Genomic DNA, 315 nt, shown 5'->3' on the forward strand with positions numbered 1-315 from the left:
CAGCAGCTACACCGAGGCCTGGACGCACGGCATTCTCGCCAACTTCGAGTCTGGCTTCACCCAGGGTACCGTCGGCTTCGGTGTCGACCTCCACGCGGGGCTGGGCCTGAAACTGGATACCGGCGACGGCCGTTATGGTCCGGGTGGTAGCGTCGACATGCTGCCGGTCGACAGCGATGACCGGGCCGAGGATGCGTATTCCAAAGTGGGCGCGGCGGTCAAAGCCCGCTTTGCCGACACCGTGGTCAAGGCCGGTGATGTGTTTCCGACCACGCCTGTCGTGCACTACGGCGATTCGCGTTTGCTGCCGCAGAG

At 64.8% G+C, this 315-nt stretch carries 1 protein-coding gene; it reads left to right on the forward strand.

From position 1 onward, the window contains the following. Window positions 1-315: OprD family outer membrane porin (locus J0A65_RS26860; protein WP_206597215.1), on the forward strand; the 315-nt coding region annotated here is incomplete at both ends.

It is taken from the genome of Bowmanella yangjiangensis (assembly GCF_017255015.1).
GTDB lineage: Bacteria > Pseudomonadota > Gammaproteobacteria > Enterobacterales > Alteromonadaceae > Bowmanella > Bowmanella yangjiangensis.